This window comes from Agarivorans sp. Z349TD_8, from assembly GCF_050870825.2.
GTDB lineage: Bacteria > Pseudomonadota > Gammaproteobacteria > Enterobacterales > Celerinatantimonadaceae > Agarivorans.
The window spans coordinates 592,169-608,670 of sequence record NZ_CP194037.2 but is presented as its reverse complement, the minus strand read 5'-3'; the positions used below and the strand labels follow the sequence as shown (position 1 = coordinate 608,670).

Below are 16,502 nucleotides of genomic sequence, written 5' to 3'. Positions count from 1 at the left end.
CGGGAAAATGGGAACCTAGATGCAAGATAAAAAAACTCAGACCTATCAGAAAAGCAGGTCTGAGTTTATGTTCAGCTCAGCCTTTGATGAGGCTGAACCAATGGCGTAAAATAACTAGTTAAAGTAGTACTTGGCCGCTTCAAAACCTTCTTTACCCCAAATTTGCTCAACAAACTCAGGATGATCGATGAAAGGATTACGGTTCCCTTGGAACTCAAACACTTTCTCGTTACGGTCTTTCTCTCTTTGACTAACCGGATCTTGTTGATGCCAGCGCATCATCATTTCCACAAACCAACGACGATAAACCTGGTCAGAGCTATTTTGCTCAAACACCGCGTAGGTCTCATCGCTTTGCTCGTACCAGTCATCACTCTGGTTGGCGACGTTGATCACATCTTCATAACGAGTCGCCATATAAAAATAAACTCGCGCAATATCCCCTTTAAATTCATCAATGGGTTCAAACACCGCTTGAGTATAACCCAGCTCATCATGCCCCATACCGCGCTTCGAACCATTTTCGGAAGTGAAATTCACGGTAGACGGATCCACTTCACCGTAAGGTAGGTTGCCACGTATCCCATTAACGTAACCATCGGTTGCATACAAATTATTTACATCGGAATACATCGGATAACCGTCATCAAACCAGCTTTTGGGCATCACATGCTCACGGTTATAACAATCGCCTTCACCTTTATAATTACCACACTGATCGTCACCAATGGTGTAATTGTATGGATCAGCGCCATTTGGCACCTCTGAATAGATATCTAGAATTGAAGCATCTTGCTCATAATACTTATCTTCTGAGCCACCTAGCGCAAAAAAGTCCCAGACGCCGCTATAACTCTGCTGGTTGTAGCCTTGTTTGATAATGCGATGCAAGGCGGTTTTGAGTAAGTAACCATCGAGCAAATCGGCATCGGCATAGTAGCCACTGAGTTCTTGCTGATAAGTATTTTGGTAATCGCCTGCTACAAAGGTTTGACTCAAGAGGTCGGTAAACTCACCAAAGTCGCCGTTATCACTAAGAATAAGCTGATTAGCCACATAGAGTTCAATATTACCTTCACCGTAGGAACAACAAAGCCCATCGTTCCCGGCATCTTTAAAATCGATTCGGTAACCACCGGGGTCAAAACCAAGGTCGATGTCATAATGGGTACTATTCTCGTAACCACTACCAGAGGCCACCACTTCTAGACGACTGTTGGTAATCGTCCAACTCAACTCCGATGCATTGCGGTCGGTATTGATGACCAAACGAGCATCAATTTTACTTTCTTGGTCGTTAGACCCGCAGCCTGCGAGTAATAGCGGTGCTGCAACTAAAGCTATTTTAAAAATATTCATAATCATCCTTTCCAGCAGTAAACAGCAGAACTGTTTACTGCATTATTCCTTATGATTGGAGCGAAGCGGTTCTGCGTCGAAAAAGCAGTAAACTCAACATGCTTAGCAATACCCATGGGCCACTAGAGCCTGCACTGGAACGTTCACCAAAACTACCCGTTTCGGTGACCGTTGAATGTTGTTCTGTGACCTGTGCATCGCCGTAATAACTCTCTGCCACAAAATCACCGACAACCACCGCTTGGAAGGTATGAGCAAGCCAACCTTGAGTAATCTGTTGCTCCGTCAGTTTGATATGCGCGACTTGTGATTGCGTCACCACACCATTGCTGTTCATATCGGAAACCACTAAGGAAACTTCATCACCAACGGCAATAGAACCAACTGCCAGCTTGGTTAAGTCCATCACCGCTTGATAACCTTCACTCGCGATTGGTGTTGCAGCAGCAGGCATGTTGAGTGGCGACTCAGGTAAAGCAATCATCGCCCCCTGAGCAAGCGCAACCACTTCGCCATCCCCGTCAATAATATCTAGACTGAGCAGCGCCGGATCATGGTCAGAAGAACGATACGGATCGGCAAATTTTGGCAGGCTTCCTGTATACTGGCCTTCATACTGGAACAACGTTGACTCTGCTGAGTTAATGTTCCAGTCGGCGGCATCCTTCACATAGGCCCGCAGGTCTGGCGAGATCAGAATATGATCGAGGGTACCAACGGTTTCGTTATAGGAATAACTAATGGTTTCGGGATGTAGCTCTGGCACAATATTGATGTAGCCATAGCTGTGATCAATGACTTCACCTGCGTTACCGGTAAGTTCCTCACTCCCCACCTTCACATTACGTCCAGCCTCAACAGCGTAACCCGCAGGGGCGCTATTACGATTAGTGAGTACTAACAACGGGTCTTCTTTGGCATAGGCATTTAAGTCACCAATAATCACCTTGTAACCATCATAGTTCTCTAACTGACGACCTAAATAGTCTGCCGCTGCCGTACGGAAGTGCTCACAGTTGCCCTGCAGATCATCATCTTCTACGGCGTACACCGTATGGCCATTTTCATCCACCGACTTAGCCTGCAAATCTTCCCAGCAAGTACTGCCTTTCGATTTGAAATGGTTGACCGCAACCGACAAAGTTTTTTCCCTTGGACCATTAATTTGGAAGGTTGGGATCAAGCTGTCACGCATATACTTGGTGGTTGGACGGAAGTCTTCAAAATCGCCATCAAAATACACAGGATAATCTTCAGCTGGAACAGCCTGACGAGGCATATTCAAAATGTCGATCTTATCTAGACCCACTTTCGCTTTGCGATAAATAACCATGCTGGTAATCGCATCGGTACCGACATATTTAGCACCTTCAGGCTTGGCTATCACGTATTGTTTCGCTGCCGGTAGCTTCTCATTCAGTGCTTTTACCAAATCAACCACCGCCGAGTCGCTGTCAAAACCGTTGTTTTCGATTTCCATCAAACCAACGATATCCGCATCTAAACCTAGAATTGCAGCCACAATCTTAGCGCGTTGAACTTCAAACTCCTCTAGCTCGGTTGCACCACGATTATCTTTCAAGGGATTTTCGTCACCACCGAACGGCGAGTTGAAGTAGTTGAGCACGTTCATGGTGGCAATGCTTAAGTCACCGCGTTCCACATCGGGAGCCGGTGTTCGGTCAGGAATATGGCTATAGGTAAAGTTGCTGTTATCAAGCTGATTGGTGACAAAGAAGCGATAAGCGCTATAAGAATAGGTAATGACTCCCTCAAAACCATCTAGATTAGCTCCAATTCGTAGATAGCTGTCACTGGTACCAGTGCCATCATCGCGACCAAAATTGGGGAACCAAGGCACCACGCCATTCGGCGCGCTCTGAAAACTTTCGATATACAATTGGCGCTGCGCATTACTCTTTACTTCCGCCTCTGCGTCCGCACTTCCTGGCGTATATTTCTGGGTTGGCTGGAACAGCAACCCACTATGCGCGGCAATCATATTGTTACGATAGGAGTCGTAGTCAAAACCGAAGGTTCGTGCCACAACAATATCTGACTCTTGGTCAAGCTTGGTCAACATCCCTTCGTAACGCTCGTAAGTATCCTGTACCGACACATCACTATCCAGCATTCGCAAAGGCGTCGCTGCAATCTCACCTGTAGCACCAGTGACAAAGCTCAGATCGTAGCCTTCAGACTGCTCGGGAAGCAGCATAGTCCAACCATAAGACTCGGTGACTTTGGCGTATACTTCGACTTCGTCACCCACACTCAGATCCTGACTCTCAGCACTACCACTATTAATTAAGGCCGAAACGGAACCTTTCACAAAAATACCGTCAGAGCTTAGAGGATCACCGTCTCCGCTCTCATCTTGAATGAAATACCCCTTCGGTAAGTCATTCCCCAAGGCTCCAACCTGAACAGCGGTCACAACTCCTTTGACTAGATACACATCTTGTGAGGTAAAACTCCCGTCTTCAATCATGGGCGAACGGCTACCCGTCCCTTGCAAGGCCATAATTGTACTAGCGGTAAAGTCACCTGCAGCTGGTGCTGTCGGTGCTGGCGGCGCGACACAGCTATCGTCGGCCGCATTAAATTGGCCAATATTACTAATATCGTCTTTTGCTAAGACCTTCCACTGCCAATCGACATAAGTCGCGCTCGGCGTAAGATCACAGCGTTGTAGGGTGACGTCTTTGTTGTATGCTAAATCGTACAGATCGCCCACAACATCGATGGCAACATCGTTATGCAGCAGTGCAACACCATCATCACCGTTATATTTCACTAAGTATGAAGTCGATGTTACGTCAGCTAAGCTGAGCAAAGCATCACCGGCATCTTTATTCGCAATTACCCAGACTGCATTCGGCTGTAGGGTAACACCACTTAAGTCGTAGCGATTTTGCCATTTATTTTGGAACTCGCTGGCTAACTCATAACCGGTAAGTGTGACAGCACTGGTTCCGCTGTTAGCAATTTCAATGGCCTTATTGTTACTCGAGCCTTCTACCACTTCAGATATATAAATATCGGCGTGGGATAGCATGGGTAACAAAGCCGCCATCATTGCAGGATAATAAAACTTCTTCATGTTTCTCTCCGCAAGAGATATGACTTAAAGAATGCTTAACTTATGACGCATCCTTCCTCAACTAACGTCCTGCTGCCTGATACAAGCAGGGACAAGTGACAGACTAGAACCAGTAATACACTTTGCCGTAGCCGTAGCTACCTTGCTCGCCACCAGTCACAAACTCGGTTTTCAGCACGATATTGCGGCGGTACTTATAATTCAGACTGATCGCAACCCAAGAGTCATCAACCCAGGTACGAAAGCCGTCATCGCCCATATCTCTGTTCTCGGTATCAACATCAACGATGGAGTAAACCAGATTGGTTTCAATTTTATCGGTGATGTCATAACCAATTGATGCAACATAAGTAAGCGCATCTTTCGAATCATAACCTTGCTCTTCTTCACGGTCGGATAAAGATACCAAACCACCGAGTCGAACTGGACCAACCCAGCCTCTTGCGTGTACTGAATAGATCTCACCACGTTGGTCAACGGTTTCTGCGCCAAGCAATACGTCAACCGAGTCATTAAAGTAACCGAGGTAACCATTAATCACTTCGCCTTCGCGAGAGTCTGTTTTGTAGTTATCCCAGCCTTGAGTTGAATAAGAAATACCGTATTTAAAGTTATTAATACTGCCGCGGTATTTAGCGGTACTGTCCTGATCACCGGCTTCGCGAACTTCTGCGGCACCATCCACTGAGAAATCACCCATTTGATCGTAATGGTCATAGGCAGTATCAGTGCGGCCAAATTCTATTTTATCGCCGTTTTCAAACTCCCAGCCAACATAGGCCTTATCTAACACCTGCTGGAATTCGTTTTTGGTCGTCCAAGGCGTACGCTCATAATCGAAATCAATATGAGCGAAAATCTGCCCGGTTTTAACCACGAAGCCAAAAGACATAAACGTATCATCGGAATAAAAGCTATCGTAGTCCCACTTTTCACCGTTATCGTTGTAGTCCTTCCCTAAGTAGCCGCCGACTTCAAAGCTGCCAATAAGATCAATGGAATCACCATCTTCTCCCTGATAAATGGTGGCCGCATTTAAGCTGCCCGCCGCAAATAGTGAGCAAATAAGTAAAGATAGATTTGAACGTTTCATAGTAACTTCCTGTTATAAAGTTGTCCTTTGAATGGACGAGCAAGCCCGACTACCTTGAGTAAACAAGGAAGCGCGAGTATGAATAAAAGACTGATTTGAGGGCGGGAGTTAAACCGCCCAAGCTAAATGTAAAGAGGCTTTAGTTAACGCTGAGACACTTGCCGGAGTCACGAGCGGGAAACACAGTATTGAGAGTGGTGTTTAACTGTTCCCAGTCTGCAGCCATTTTGTCGGCCTGAGCTTGGGTAAGTACGCTGCCGAATTGTTGTTCACGTAGATGTTCAACACGGGTGTAATGAAATAAACTCACGTCAACGTCTTTGCTGTCTTTATAGGCAGCATCAACATTTTTTATGTTTTTCGCGGAGTCATCAATAAATATAATCTTATCGAAGCTGCGGCCTGTCTTTTTGAGGATGTATTCAAGCATGGTGCCTTTGTTCATCCCAGTGGTCATCATCACACCCTTGGCATAACTCAGTTCACGCTTAGTGACTTCTCGATAGACCGGAGACGTTTGCCCTGCTGGTGCTAAGGCGGTCACATTGAAGTCAATTCCCTTATTGAGTAATTCGCGCTCGGTGGCCGCACGATACTTTGGTGAGCGAGAAGTCAAAGCCATCATGGTATAACCGTCTTTTTGCCACTGACTAATAAGACTAGGGACAGACTCTTCGGTCAACACCTGAGGGTTCAATTCATATAACAGACCAATGGTGTCTTCAAAAAGACAAGCCACCTTTTGCTCTGCCGCAGGTTTGACCGCTAATTTACCACGCTGCCATTGATACCAAATATCGCCACCGAGATCGACACTACTGGTTAAAATCGTGTTATCGATATCCATCACGATAAGCGTCTTGTCGACCGGGTACTGCTTTAGTTCGCTTGCAACTTTAGAAGTGATATCTGCATAACTATTTAAATCGATAACTTCAGTGGCTGCGACTGTCACTCCTGAAGAAAATAACAATGCCGCACCAATTAAACACAATTTGCTGTTCATTTGTTCGATTTCCCTAAAATTTTGGAGTGATTGTTTAGTCAAACACCCGTACATCCATTACTAACCAAATGCATAAAAACTCAAGTCAATATTATGTTTAGAGCTTTTATACAACTATCCTATATCTCCTTCTTGTTAATGAAAAGTAAGCAATACCACCCATTAACGTGATACAGATCACACTTCTAACATTAAGCTGAGCTTACGTATATTTTGATATAGAGCATCTTAATCACCAGATACAGCAAGCAAAAAATGTAAAGCGATTTAATATAAAAATTAAGCTCACGGTCAAATTTACAACCAATCATCACCAATAATGTTGATATTGAATTATATTCGTTTTATTCCCTTATGAACGATATAAGTCCATAAAAATAAAAGTTGCTGCTTAGCTGAACTAGCGGCTGAATCAAGATTTTCTTTTCAGGCGTAATTTCTAAGCAGCCCAGCCCTACAAAATATTCAACTTACTTTAGAATCAAAGCATTTCAAAAATCATTCAGGATCTAAATACCCAATCCTCAAGATCAGAATCCTCGGTGAAATTTGATGCACAATTTAGTCAAATTCACTTGGCGATATGACTAACAAAATAGGCTCACTCATCGATGTGGTTTGTCTGTTATAAGAACGCCATAACGAAACGCATAAATAAGCCTATCCGTGAGGATAGGCTTTCTCTCAATAGGCACCTGACAATATCGAACCGACTTTCACATAGGCAATTTCAGGCATAAAAAAAGCCTACCCGTAAAGATAGGCTTTCTCTCAATAGGCACCTGACAATATCAAACCGACTTTCACATAGGCAATTTTAGGCTTTCTCTCAATCGGTGTCTGGCAATATCCAGCCGACTTTCACATGGCTTGTTCATGAACATCGGTTCGCCTTGGCTGCCCTTGCTAAATCTCAGACATAAAAAAAGCCTATCCGTAAGGATAGGCTTTCTCTAAATAGGTGTCTGGCAATATCCAGCCTACTTTCACATGGCAATTTCAGACATAAAAAAACCCAGCACATAGCTGGGTTTTTAAAATAGGCGCCTGGCAGTGACCTACTTTCACATGGGGAGACCCCACACTATCATCGGCGCAGTTGCGTTTCACTTCTGAGTTCGGCATGGGTTCAGGTGGTTCCACAACGCTATTGCCACCAGGCAAAAACTTGTTGTCTTTAACATTCGAAAAAACTGATATATCCCACGAGCATAACAAGCACTCTTGGTTTCTAAAATAAAGTATCTATAAGCAACACCCTTTAGGTGTTGTATGGTTAAGCCTCACGGGTAATTAGTACAAGTTAGCTCAATGCCTCACAGCACTTACACACCTTGCCTATCAACGTTGTAGTCTCCAACGGCCCTTCAGAGGACTTTAAGTCCTAGTGAGAATTAATCTCAAGGCCTGCTTCCCGCTTAGATGCTTTCAGCGGTTATCAGTTCCGAACGTAGCTACTGGGCAATGCTATTGGCATAACAACCCAAACACCAGCGGTTCGTCCACTCCGGTCCTCTCGTACTAGGAGCAGCTCCCTTCAATTCTCAAACGCCCACGGCAGATAGGGACCGAACTGTCTCACGACGTTCTAAACCCAGCTCGCGTACCACTTTAAATGGCGAACAGCCATACCCTTGGGACCGACTTCAGCCCCAGGATGTGATGAGCCGACATCGAGGTGCCAAACACCGCCGTCGATATGAACTCTTGGGCGGTATCAGCCTGTTATCCCCGGAGTACCTTTTATCCGTTGAGCGATGGCCCTTCCATACAGAACCACCGGATCACTATGACCTACTTTCGTACCTGCTCGACGTGTCTGTCTCGCAGTTAAGCTGGCTTATGCCATTGCACTAACCGTACGATGTCCGACCGTACTTAGCCAACCTTCGTGCTCCTCCGTTACTCTTTGGGAGGAGACCGCCCCAGTCAAACTACCCACCAGACACTGTCCGCATCCCGGATAACGGGACAACGTTAGAACATCAACACTACAAGGGTGGTATTTCAAGGTCGGCTCCACATCATCTAGCGACAACGCTTCAAAGCCTCCCACCTATCCTACACATGTAGGGTCAATGTTCAGTGTCAAGCTGTAGTAAAGGTTCACGGGGTCTTTCCGTCTAGCCGCGGGTACACCGCATCTTCACGGCAATTTCAATTTCACTGAGTCTCGGGTGGAGACAGCTTGGCCATCATTACGCCATTCGTGCAGGTCGGAACTTACCCGACAAGGAATTTCGCTACCTTAGGACCGTTATAGTTACGGCCGCCGTTTACCGGGGCTTCGATCAATAGCTTCGCTTGCGCTAACCACATCAATTAACCTTCCGGCACCGGGCAGGCGTCACACCGTATACGTCATCTTTCGATTTAGCACAGTGCTGTGTTTTTAATAAACAGTTGCAGCCAACTGGTATCTGCGACTGCCGTCAGCTCAGGGAGCAAGTCCCATCACCAACAGCAGCGTACCTTCTCCCGAAGTTACGGTACCATTTTGCCTAGTTCCTTCACCCGAGTTCTCTCAAGCGCCTTGGTATTCTCTACCCAACCACCTGTGTCGGTTTGGGGTACGGTTTCGTATAATCTGAAGCTTAGAGACTTTTCCTGGAAGCAGGGCATCAACCACTTCATCACCTTAGTGACTCGTCATCAATCCTCAGCCTTAGACACCCGGATTTTCCTAAGTGTCCAGCCTACAACCTTAAACGCGGACAACCAAACGCCGCGCTGGCCTAGCCTTCTCCGTCCTCCCATCGCAATTATACGAAGTACAGGAATATTAACCTGTTTCCCATCGACTACACTTTTCAGTCTCGCCTTAGGGGCCGACTCACCCTGCTCTGATTAACATTGAACAGGAAACCTTGGTCTTTCGGCGAGGGGGCTTTTCACCCCCTTTATCGTTACTCATGTCAACATTCGCACTTCTGATACCTCCAGCAATCCTTACGAATCACCTTCAACGGCTTACAGAACGCTCCTCTACCGCACTTGCAAAGCAAGTACCCGTAGCTTCGGTGCATAGCTTAGCCCCGTTACATCTTCCGCGCAGGCCGACTCGACCAGTGAGCTATTACGCTTTCTTTAAATGATGGCTGCTTCTAAGCCAACATCCTGGCTGTCTAAGCCTTCCCACATCGTTTCCCACTTAGCTATGACTTTGGGACCTTAGCTGACGGTCTGGGTTGTTTCCCTTTTCACGACGGACGTTAGCACCCGCCGTGTGTCTCCCGGATAGTACTTAGTGGTATTCGGAGTTTGCAAAGGGTTGGTAAGTCGGGATGACCCCCTAGCCTTAACAGTGCTCTACCCCCACTAGTATTCGTCCGAGGCGCTACCTAAATAGCTTTCGAGGAGAACCAGCTATCTCCCGGTTTGATTGGCCTTTCACCCCCAGCCACAAGTCATCCGCTAATTTTTCAACATTAGTCGGTTCGGTCCTCCAATTGGTGTTACCCAATCTTCAACCTGCCCATGGCTAGATCACCGGGTTTCGGGTCTAATCCCAGCAACTATGCGCGCAGTTAACACTCGGTTTCCCTACGGCTCCGCTATTCGCTTAACCTTGCTACTGAAATTAAGTCGTTGACCCATTATACAAAAGGTACGCAGTCACCCCACAAAGAGGCTCCCACTGCTTGTACGTATACGGTTTCAGGTTCTATTTCACTCCCCTCACAGGGGTTCTTTTCGCCTTTCCCTCACGGTACTGGTTCACTATCGGTCAGTCAGGAGTATTTAGCCTTGGAGGATGGTCCCCCCATATTCAGACAACATATCACGTGTGCCGTCCTACTCGTTTTCACTTCAAATCACCTTTCGTGTACGGGGCTATCACCCGCTACGGCCAAACTTTCCAGCTTGTTCCACTAAATTATAAGAAGCTTAAGGGCTAATCCGGGTTCGCTCGCCGCTACTACCAGAATCTCGGTTGATTTCTTTTCCTCCGGGTACTTAGATGTTTCAGTTCCCCGGGTTCGCCTCGCAACGCTATGTATTCACGTTACGATACTGCATAAAATGCAGTGGGTTTCCCCATTCGGAAATCCATGTCTATTGCGTCTTTTATCGACTCAACATGGCTTATCGCAGATTAACACGTCCTTCATCGCCTCTGACTGCCAAGGCATCCACCGTATACGCTTAGTCACTTAACCATACAACACCTAAATGTTGTCGCTTAAATCACTTGAATGGTCAGGCTGTATAAATCCTGCCACTCGAGTACGATCACCTTATTTTTTTGAATACCAAAAACACTTGTTATTTAACTCGTATTTTTGAGATATTTTTTATCAGCTTTTCCAAATTGTTAAAGAGCATTCGGCTTCTTAGAAACCAAAGCTAAGCACTGTATCAACATAATGCTTAGCTTTATTTTCTTAAACCAAGAGAGAAATGGTATCCCGTACGAGATTTGAACTCGTGTTACCGCCGTGAAAGGGCGGTGTCCTAGGCCTCTAGACGAACGGGACATTTCTTGACTTGTTCTTTGTCCTTATCGCCGCGTTATGCCGCCGTCTTCAGTCGGTTATGTAGTCTACTACACGCCCTCCTTCAGCCGTTGCATGCCTTGCGCTAAGCACAAAGCCCGTCGCAATAAAGCTTCGAACCTTCTAACCTAACCTAGGTCAGACTTCTCTCTTCACTTTTCATCAAGCAATCTGTGTGAACACGTCACAAAACATAAACGTTCATAATAAGGAGGTGATCCAGCCCCAGGTTCCCCTAGGGCTACCTTGTTACGACTTCACCCCAGTCATGAACCACAAAGTGGTGAGCGTCCTCCCGAAGGTTAAACTACCCACTTCTTTTGCAGCCCACTCCCATGGTGTGACGGGCGGTGTGTACAAGGCCCGGGAACGTATTCACCGTGGCATTCTGATCCACGATTACTAGCGATTCCGACTTCACGGAGTCGAGTTGCAGACTCCGATCCGGACTACGACATGCTTTCTGGGGTCCGCTTGCTCTCGCGAGTTCGCATCCCTCTGTACATGCCATTGTAGCACGTGTGTAGCCCTGCCCGTAAGGGCCATGATGACTTGACGTCGTCCCCACCTTCCTCCGGTTTATCACCGGCAGTCTCCCTAGAGTTCCCACCATCACGTGCTGGCAAATAAGGATAAGGGTTGCGCTCGTTGCGGGACTTAACCCAACATCTCACGACACGAGCTGACGACAGCCATGCAGCACCTGTATCTAAGTTCCCGAAGGCACCAATCCATCTCTGGAAAGTTCTTAGTATGTCAAGGGCAGGTAAGGTTCTTCGCGTTGCATCGAATTAAACCACATGCTCCACCGCTTGTGCGGGCCCCCGTCAATTCATTTGAGTTTTAACCTTGCGGCCGTACTCCCCAGGCGGTCTACTTAATGCGTTAGCTGCGTTACCCACGGGTTAAACCCACAGACAACTAGTAGACATCGTTTACGGCGTGGACTACCAGGGTATCTAATCCTGTTTGCTCCCCACGCTTTCGTACATGAGCGTCAGTTTTTGTCCAGGTGGCCGCCTTCGCCACTGGTATTCCTTCAGATCTCTACGCATTTCACCGCTACACCTGAAATTCTACCACCCTCTACAAAACTCTAGCTTCCCAGTTCCAAATGCCATTCCCAGGTTGAGCCCGGGGATTTCACATCTGGCTTAAAAAGCCGCCTGCGTACGCTTTACGCCCAGTAATTCCGATTAACGCTCGGACCCTCCGTATTACCGCGGCTGCTGGCACGGAGTTAGCCGGTCCTTCTTCTGTCGCTAACGTCAAACAATATACGTATTAAGCATATTGCCTTCCTCACAACTGAAAGTGCTTTACAACCCGAAGGCCTTCTTCACACACGCGGCATGGCTGCATCAGGCTTTCGCCCATTGTGCAATATTCCCCACTGCTGCCTCCCGTAGGAGTCTGGGCCGTGTCTCAGTCCCAGTGTGGCTGATCATCCTCTCAAACCAGCTAGGGATCGTCGCCTTGGTGAGCCATTACCCCACCAACTAGCTAATCCCACTTGGGCTAATCTCTACGCGAAAGGCTCCGAAGAGTCCCCTCCTTTGGTCCGAAGACATTATGCGGTATTAGCAGTCGTTTCCAACTGTTGTCCCCCACGTAAAGGCATATTCCCAAGCATTACTCACCCGTCCGCCGCTCGTCATCTTCTAGCAAGCTAGAAATGTTACCGCTCGACTTGCATGTGTTAAGCCTGCCGCCAGCGTTCAATCTGAGCCATGATCAAACTCTTCAATCAAAGTTTTTTCGCTCAAAGTAAATACTGAAATTATTACTGTTAAAACAGTGTGTCACTCCAGTCCACTTAAGCTAATTTTTTCGCTTAGTGCTCTGTGAGTGCTCACACAGATTGCTTGATAAATTGTTAAAGAGCGTTGCTTCTTGCGAAGCGAGGTGCGCATTCTACGCCATCCTCGGTGACTGTCAACCGCTTTTTTCAATCTTTTCCGAAGAACTTTTCTAAGGAAAGTTTGAAGCGTTTAACCGCCGCTGATAAAGCCTCAGGCCTTACCAACCCTGACCGCTTGCTGCTGCGCTATTGCGTGCTGCCTGCCGTGTCAGTGGAGTCGCATTATAGGGATCCGCGCTTACGGTGCAAGCCTTTTTTGAAGAAAATCACAGTTTTTTGTTTAACTGCTCAGATAGTAAACTCTGCGGTAATATTTAGCTTATTTTATCTACAGACTAGGTCTGTTTATGGCGATAATCTTGGGTGACCAATACACATTATCGAGTCGAGAAAAGATCACACCTTTTGATGTTGAGGCATGCAGAAAGTACTGTTGGTCATAAATCACCCCGACATGTCGTACTTTACGACTGGTTTTAAAAAAGATCAGATCGCCAGTTTTAGCCTCAGCCAGGCGAATAGCCTTACCTTGGCGCATCTGTGCTTCAGTCGTTCTGGGGAGTTGTTTGTGGTAAGCGCTGATATAGAGTTGCTGAACAAAAGCGGAACAATCAATTCCACTTTTACTATCTCCGCCTAATCTATAGGGCGTCCCCTGCCATTCTTGATGCACCTTTAGTAACTCAGCCTGCTCAAGCGTTATCCCCTTAACGGGCGGCACAACTTGAGTTTGATGTGCACTACAACCCACCAGTAGATAAAGGCTAAGCACGAAACAAAGACTATATAGCAGACCAGGCTTGCTACGAATGGCTCTACAAACAACCGTCTGCATTATTTGGGCCGTTGAATAGTAAAGCTTTCACCGTTGGCCCAATACTCACCACCACCGAGTCGGCCCAACGGATTTAACGCATTGGTATCGACAGCTATTCGCCCTTCTGCCGTAGCCACAAATTGTTCTTCTATATATAGGTGTAATACTTTAAGAATGATCATCGCTTGCGGTGTATTGCCAATTGATTGGATTTCGAATAGCTCGCAAGCCATCGCGATAGGCGCATCACTTAAGCGAGGTAAAGCAAAATCAGCAAAAGCTGTCACCGCGAGTTGTTGCGCCTCAACTTCTGATTCGCCGTGGGGAAGTGTTCTGGCAGATTCAGTCACTAATTTGGCTTGCTTAGCATGCGCGAGATGAACCACACAATACTGACGCTGCTCAATATTCACTTTAGTGTCTTTGTCACAACCATCCGGTTTCTTACCAAGCGATAGCATGATCAAGGGTGGATCTGAACTTATTGCAGTGAAATACGAAAATGGCGCTAAATTATAGGAAGCTGCTTGCCCGTTATCACTCAAAACCCAAGCAATAGGGCGAGGGACGATAGTTTGAGTCATACAGTGGTAAATCTGCTGACTCGTTAACTCAGCAAAATCGATGAACACAAAATAGCTCCTTTAAAGGTAATATAACAACAAACCCGCCGACGCGGGTTTCATGCTTGAGTATAGGAGAAACAGCTAGTCTTATTCCAGTACCTCGGCAAGTGCCGCTAAACACAAGCTCACATTCTCTTGACGTGCCGCATATCCCATTAAACCAATTCGCCAGGCCTTTCCTGCAAACTGTCCAAGGCCTGCGCCAATTTCCAAATTGTAGTCATTCAACAAACGAGCGCGAACCGCTTGTTCATCTACACCTTCAGGCACCGCAACCAGATTTAATTGCGGCAATCGATATGCAATCTCTACCATCAGATTTAATCCCAATTTGTCCAAACCCGCAGCTAATAAGGCATGTTGCTGCGCATGCCGCTGCCAAGCTTGCTCTAAGCCTTCTTGATGTAACATCAGCAGTGACTCATGCAAAGCATATAGAGCTGTCACAGGAGCGGTATGATGATAAGAACGTTTTTGCTCACCTGACCAATAGGCCATAACCAAGCTTTGGTCTAAGAACCAACTCTGCACCTTGGTTTTACGGCCTTTCAGTTTTTCAACCGCCGCTGGGCTAAAGCTCACCGGCGATAGACCAGGCACACAAGACAAACACTTTTGACTGCCAGAGTAAATTGCATCAATCCCCCACTCATCAACCAAAACCGGGATCCCGCCGACGGAGGTCACCGCATCTACAATCGACAAACAGCCGTGCTGCTTGGCCAAGCCACATAAAGCCTGTGCATCAGACGCGACACCAGTAGAGGTTTCGGCATGCACAAAAGCCACGATTTTACTGTCGGGGTGCTGCTGTAAGGCCTGCTCCACTTTTGCCGGAGAGACAGGCTGCCCCCAAGCATCCTCTATCACCACAGCGATACCGCCACAACGTTCGACATTTTCCAACATCCGTTGACCAAATACCCCATTAATACAAACAATAACCTTGTCACCAGGCTCGACCAAATTCACAAAGCAAGTTTCCATGCCAGCAGAGCCAGGAGCGGAAACCGCAAAGGTATGTTGATTCGTAGTTTGAAAAGCATATTGCAGCAGCGCCTTAATTTCATCCATCATATTTACAAACAGTGGATCAAGATGGCCAATAATGGGACGACTCTGTGCCTGTAATACTTGTGGTGAAATATCGGAAGGGCCGGGGCCCATTAAAATCCGCCGCGGCGGATTAAAGGATGTTAGGTTCATGCCATGTCCTTATCGTTAGTTATTTATTGTCGTTATGTTTTGTCGCCTATGCACTCTAGCATTAGCGTACAAACAATTGAATGTAAAACGAACAATCACCAGCAAGCCACAAAAATCATTTAGGTTAAATTAACTAAGCCAAAAAAACATTAACCCAGCGAACTTGTGGTTCATTCCTCAGCCTAAAATGCTTCATGTCAAATTCGATCAAAAACCGATCTTTTTGATATCAACCAAGCAACAGATCATGCACAAGGTCGCAACAAAACAAATAAACAACGAAGGCTTTCATGGTATTCCAAAATTGATCCTAAACAAAAAATGAACGACTAATTCAAACCACCAATAGCCCCTTTATTTACGGGGGATTAAGTGTCAATCTAGAGGCAATTCAACCAGCGAATAATTACGCAATAACGACCTGGATCACAACAAAGCTTTAGCATAAATGTGAATCCCTAAAATAAAGGCTCAGAGAGTAAATAAACTGCTACAAAAATGCTAAATAAAATATTCAAATGAATTTTACATTCACATTTATGAATATTTATTCACGTCTAAAATCGATTCAAAACGGCTCTATAAAAAAACCACGTTACATTAGTTTTTCTAATGATTAGGTTGCAATTTAACTTGTTTGAGAACCTCGCATTTCAGAACTACTATTCTCCCATCAACTGAGATGAGGTCCTCGATATGAATATCAATATAAACACGATCCACAGCAATAAACACAGTTCTTCCTTACCACAAACCCAACACGGTATTGTTGAGTTATACAATCTTTGTAATGTGTGGATCCAGCGCCAAAAAACCCGCCGTCAATTGGCTCAATTACCCGCGTACTTATTACGTGATATCGGTTTAACAGAAGCAGACCGCTACCAAGAGTCTCGCAAAAACTTCTGGGAAAACTAGGCTTAAACACCATTTTT

General features: G+C 46.2%; 8 protein-coding genes, 1 tRNA gene and 3 rRNA genes. 1 reads left to right on the top strand and 11 read right to left on the bottom strand.

The genetic code is table 11. The features are described 5' to 3' along the window. Positions 1 to 114: 114 nt before the first annotated feature. From ACRRS1_RS02685 to ACRRS1_RS02635, 11 genes are all read right to left on the bottom strand, one after another. On the bottom strand, positions 115 to 1,359 hold the full coding sequence (locus ACRRS1_RS02685; RefSeq protein WP_432460842.1) for an endonuclease: 1,245 nt from the start codon (positions 1,357 to 1,359) through the stop codon (positions 115 to 117). Positions 1,360 to 1,408: 49 nt separating this feature from the next. After that, positions 1,409 to 4,462, bottom strand: coding sequence for an ExeM/NucH family extracellular endonuclease (locus tag ACRRS1_RS02680; RefSeq protein ID WP_432460840.1), 3,054 nt, complete (start codon positions 4,460 to 4,462; stop codon positions 1,409 to 1,411). A 103-nt stretch (positions 4,463 to 4,565) separates the two neighbouring features. Next, on the bottom strand, positions 4,566 to 5,555 hold the full coding sequence (locus ACRRS1_RS02675; protein ID WP_432468470.1) for a hypothetical protein: 990 nt from the start codon (positions 5,553 to 5,555) through the stop codon (positions 4,566 to 4,568). A gap of 139 nt (positions 5,556 to 5,694) precedes the next feature. Next, complete coding sequence (locus ACRRS1_RS02670) at positions 5,695 to 6,561, bottom strand: DUF2608 domain-containing protein (protein WP_432454704.1); 867 nt, start codon at positions 6,559 to 6,561, stop codon at positions 5,695 to 5,697. Between the two features lie 1,045 nt (positions 6,562 to 7,606). Beyond that, a 5S ribosomal RNA gene (gene rrf / locus ACRRS1_RS02665) occupies positions 7,607 to 7,722 on the bottom strand. 111 nt (positions 7,723 to 7,833) lie between these two features. Then, positions 7,834 to 10,721, bottom strand: a 23S ribosomal RNA gene (locus ACRRS1_RS02660). 242 nt (positions 10,722 to 10,963) lie between these two features. Next, a tRNA-Glu gene (locus tag ACRRS1_RS02655) sits at positions 10,964 to 11,039 on the bottom strand. A 225-nt stretch (positions 11,040 to 11,264) separates the two neighbouring features. Continuing rightward, positions 11,265 to 12,807 (bottom strand): 16S ribosomal RNA (locus ACRRS1_RS02650). Together the 16S, 23S and 5S rRNA genes with 1 tRNA gene alongside form the textbook arrangement of a ribosomal RNA operon. Before the next feature lie 439 nt (positions 12,808 to 13,246). Next, complete coding sequence (locus tag ACRRS1_RS02645; protein WP_432468472.1) at positions 13,247 to 13,753, bottom strand: C40 family peptidase; 507 nt, start codon at positions 13,751 to 13,753, stop codon at positions 13,247 to 13,249. After that, positions 13,753 to 14,367, bottom strand: coding sequence for a flavin reductase family protein (locus ACRRS1_RS02640; RefSeq protein ID WP_432468473.1), 615 nt, complete (start codon positions 14,365 to 14,367; stop codon positions 13,753 to 13,755). The genes ACRRS1_RS02645 and ACRRS1_RS02640 overlap by 1 nt, the downstream gene beginning before the upstream one ends. A gap of 81 nt (positions 14,368 to 14,448) precedes the next feature. Continuing rightward, entirely contained in the window at positions 14,449 to 15,567 is a 1,119-nt protein-coding gene (locus tag ACRRS1_RS02635; RefSeq protein WP_432468474.1) for a pyridoxal-phosphate-dependent aminotransferase family protein, read from the bottom strand. 696 nt (positions 15,568 to 16,263) lie between these two features. Here ACRRS1_RS02635 and ACRRS1_RS02630 point away from each other — a divergent pair. Next, positions 16,264 to 16,485, top strand: coding sequence for a DUF1127 domain-containing protein (locus ACRRS1_RS02630; protein ID WP_432454708.1), 222 nt, complete (start codon positions 16,264 to 16,266; stop codon positions 16,483 to 16,485). The last annotated feature ends 17 nt before the right edge of the window (positions 16,486 to 16,502 follow it).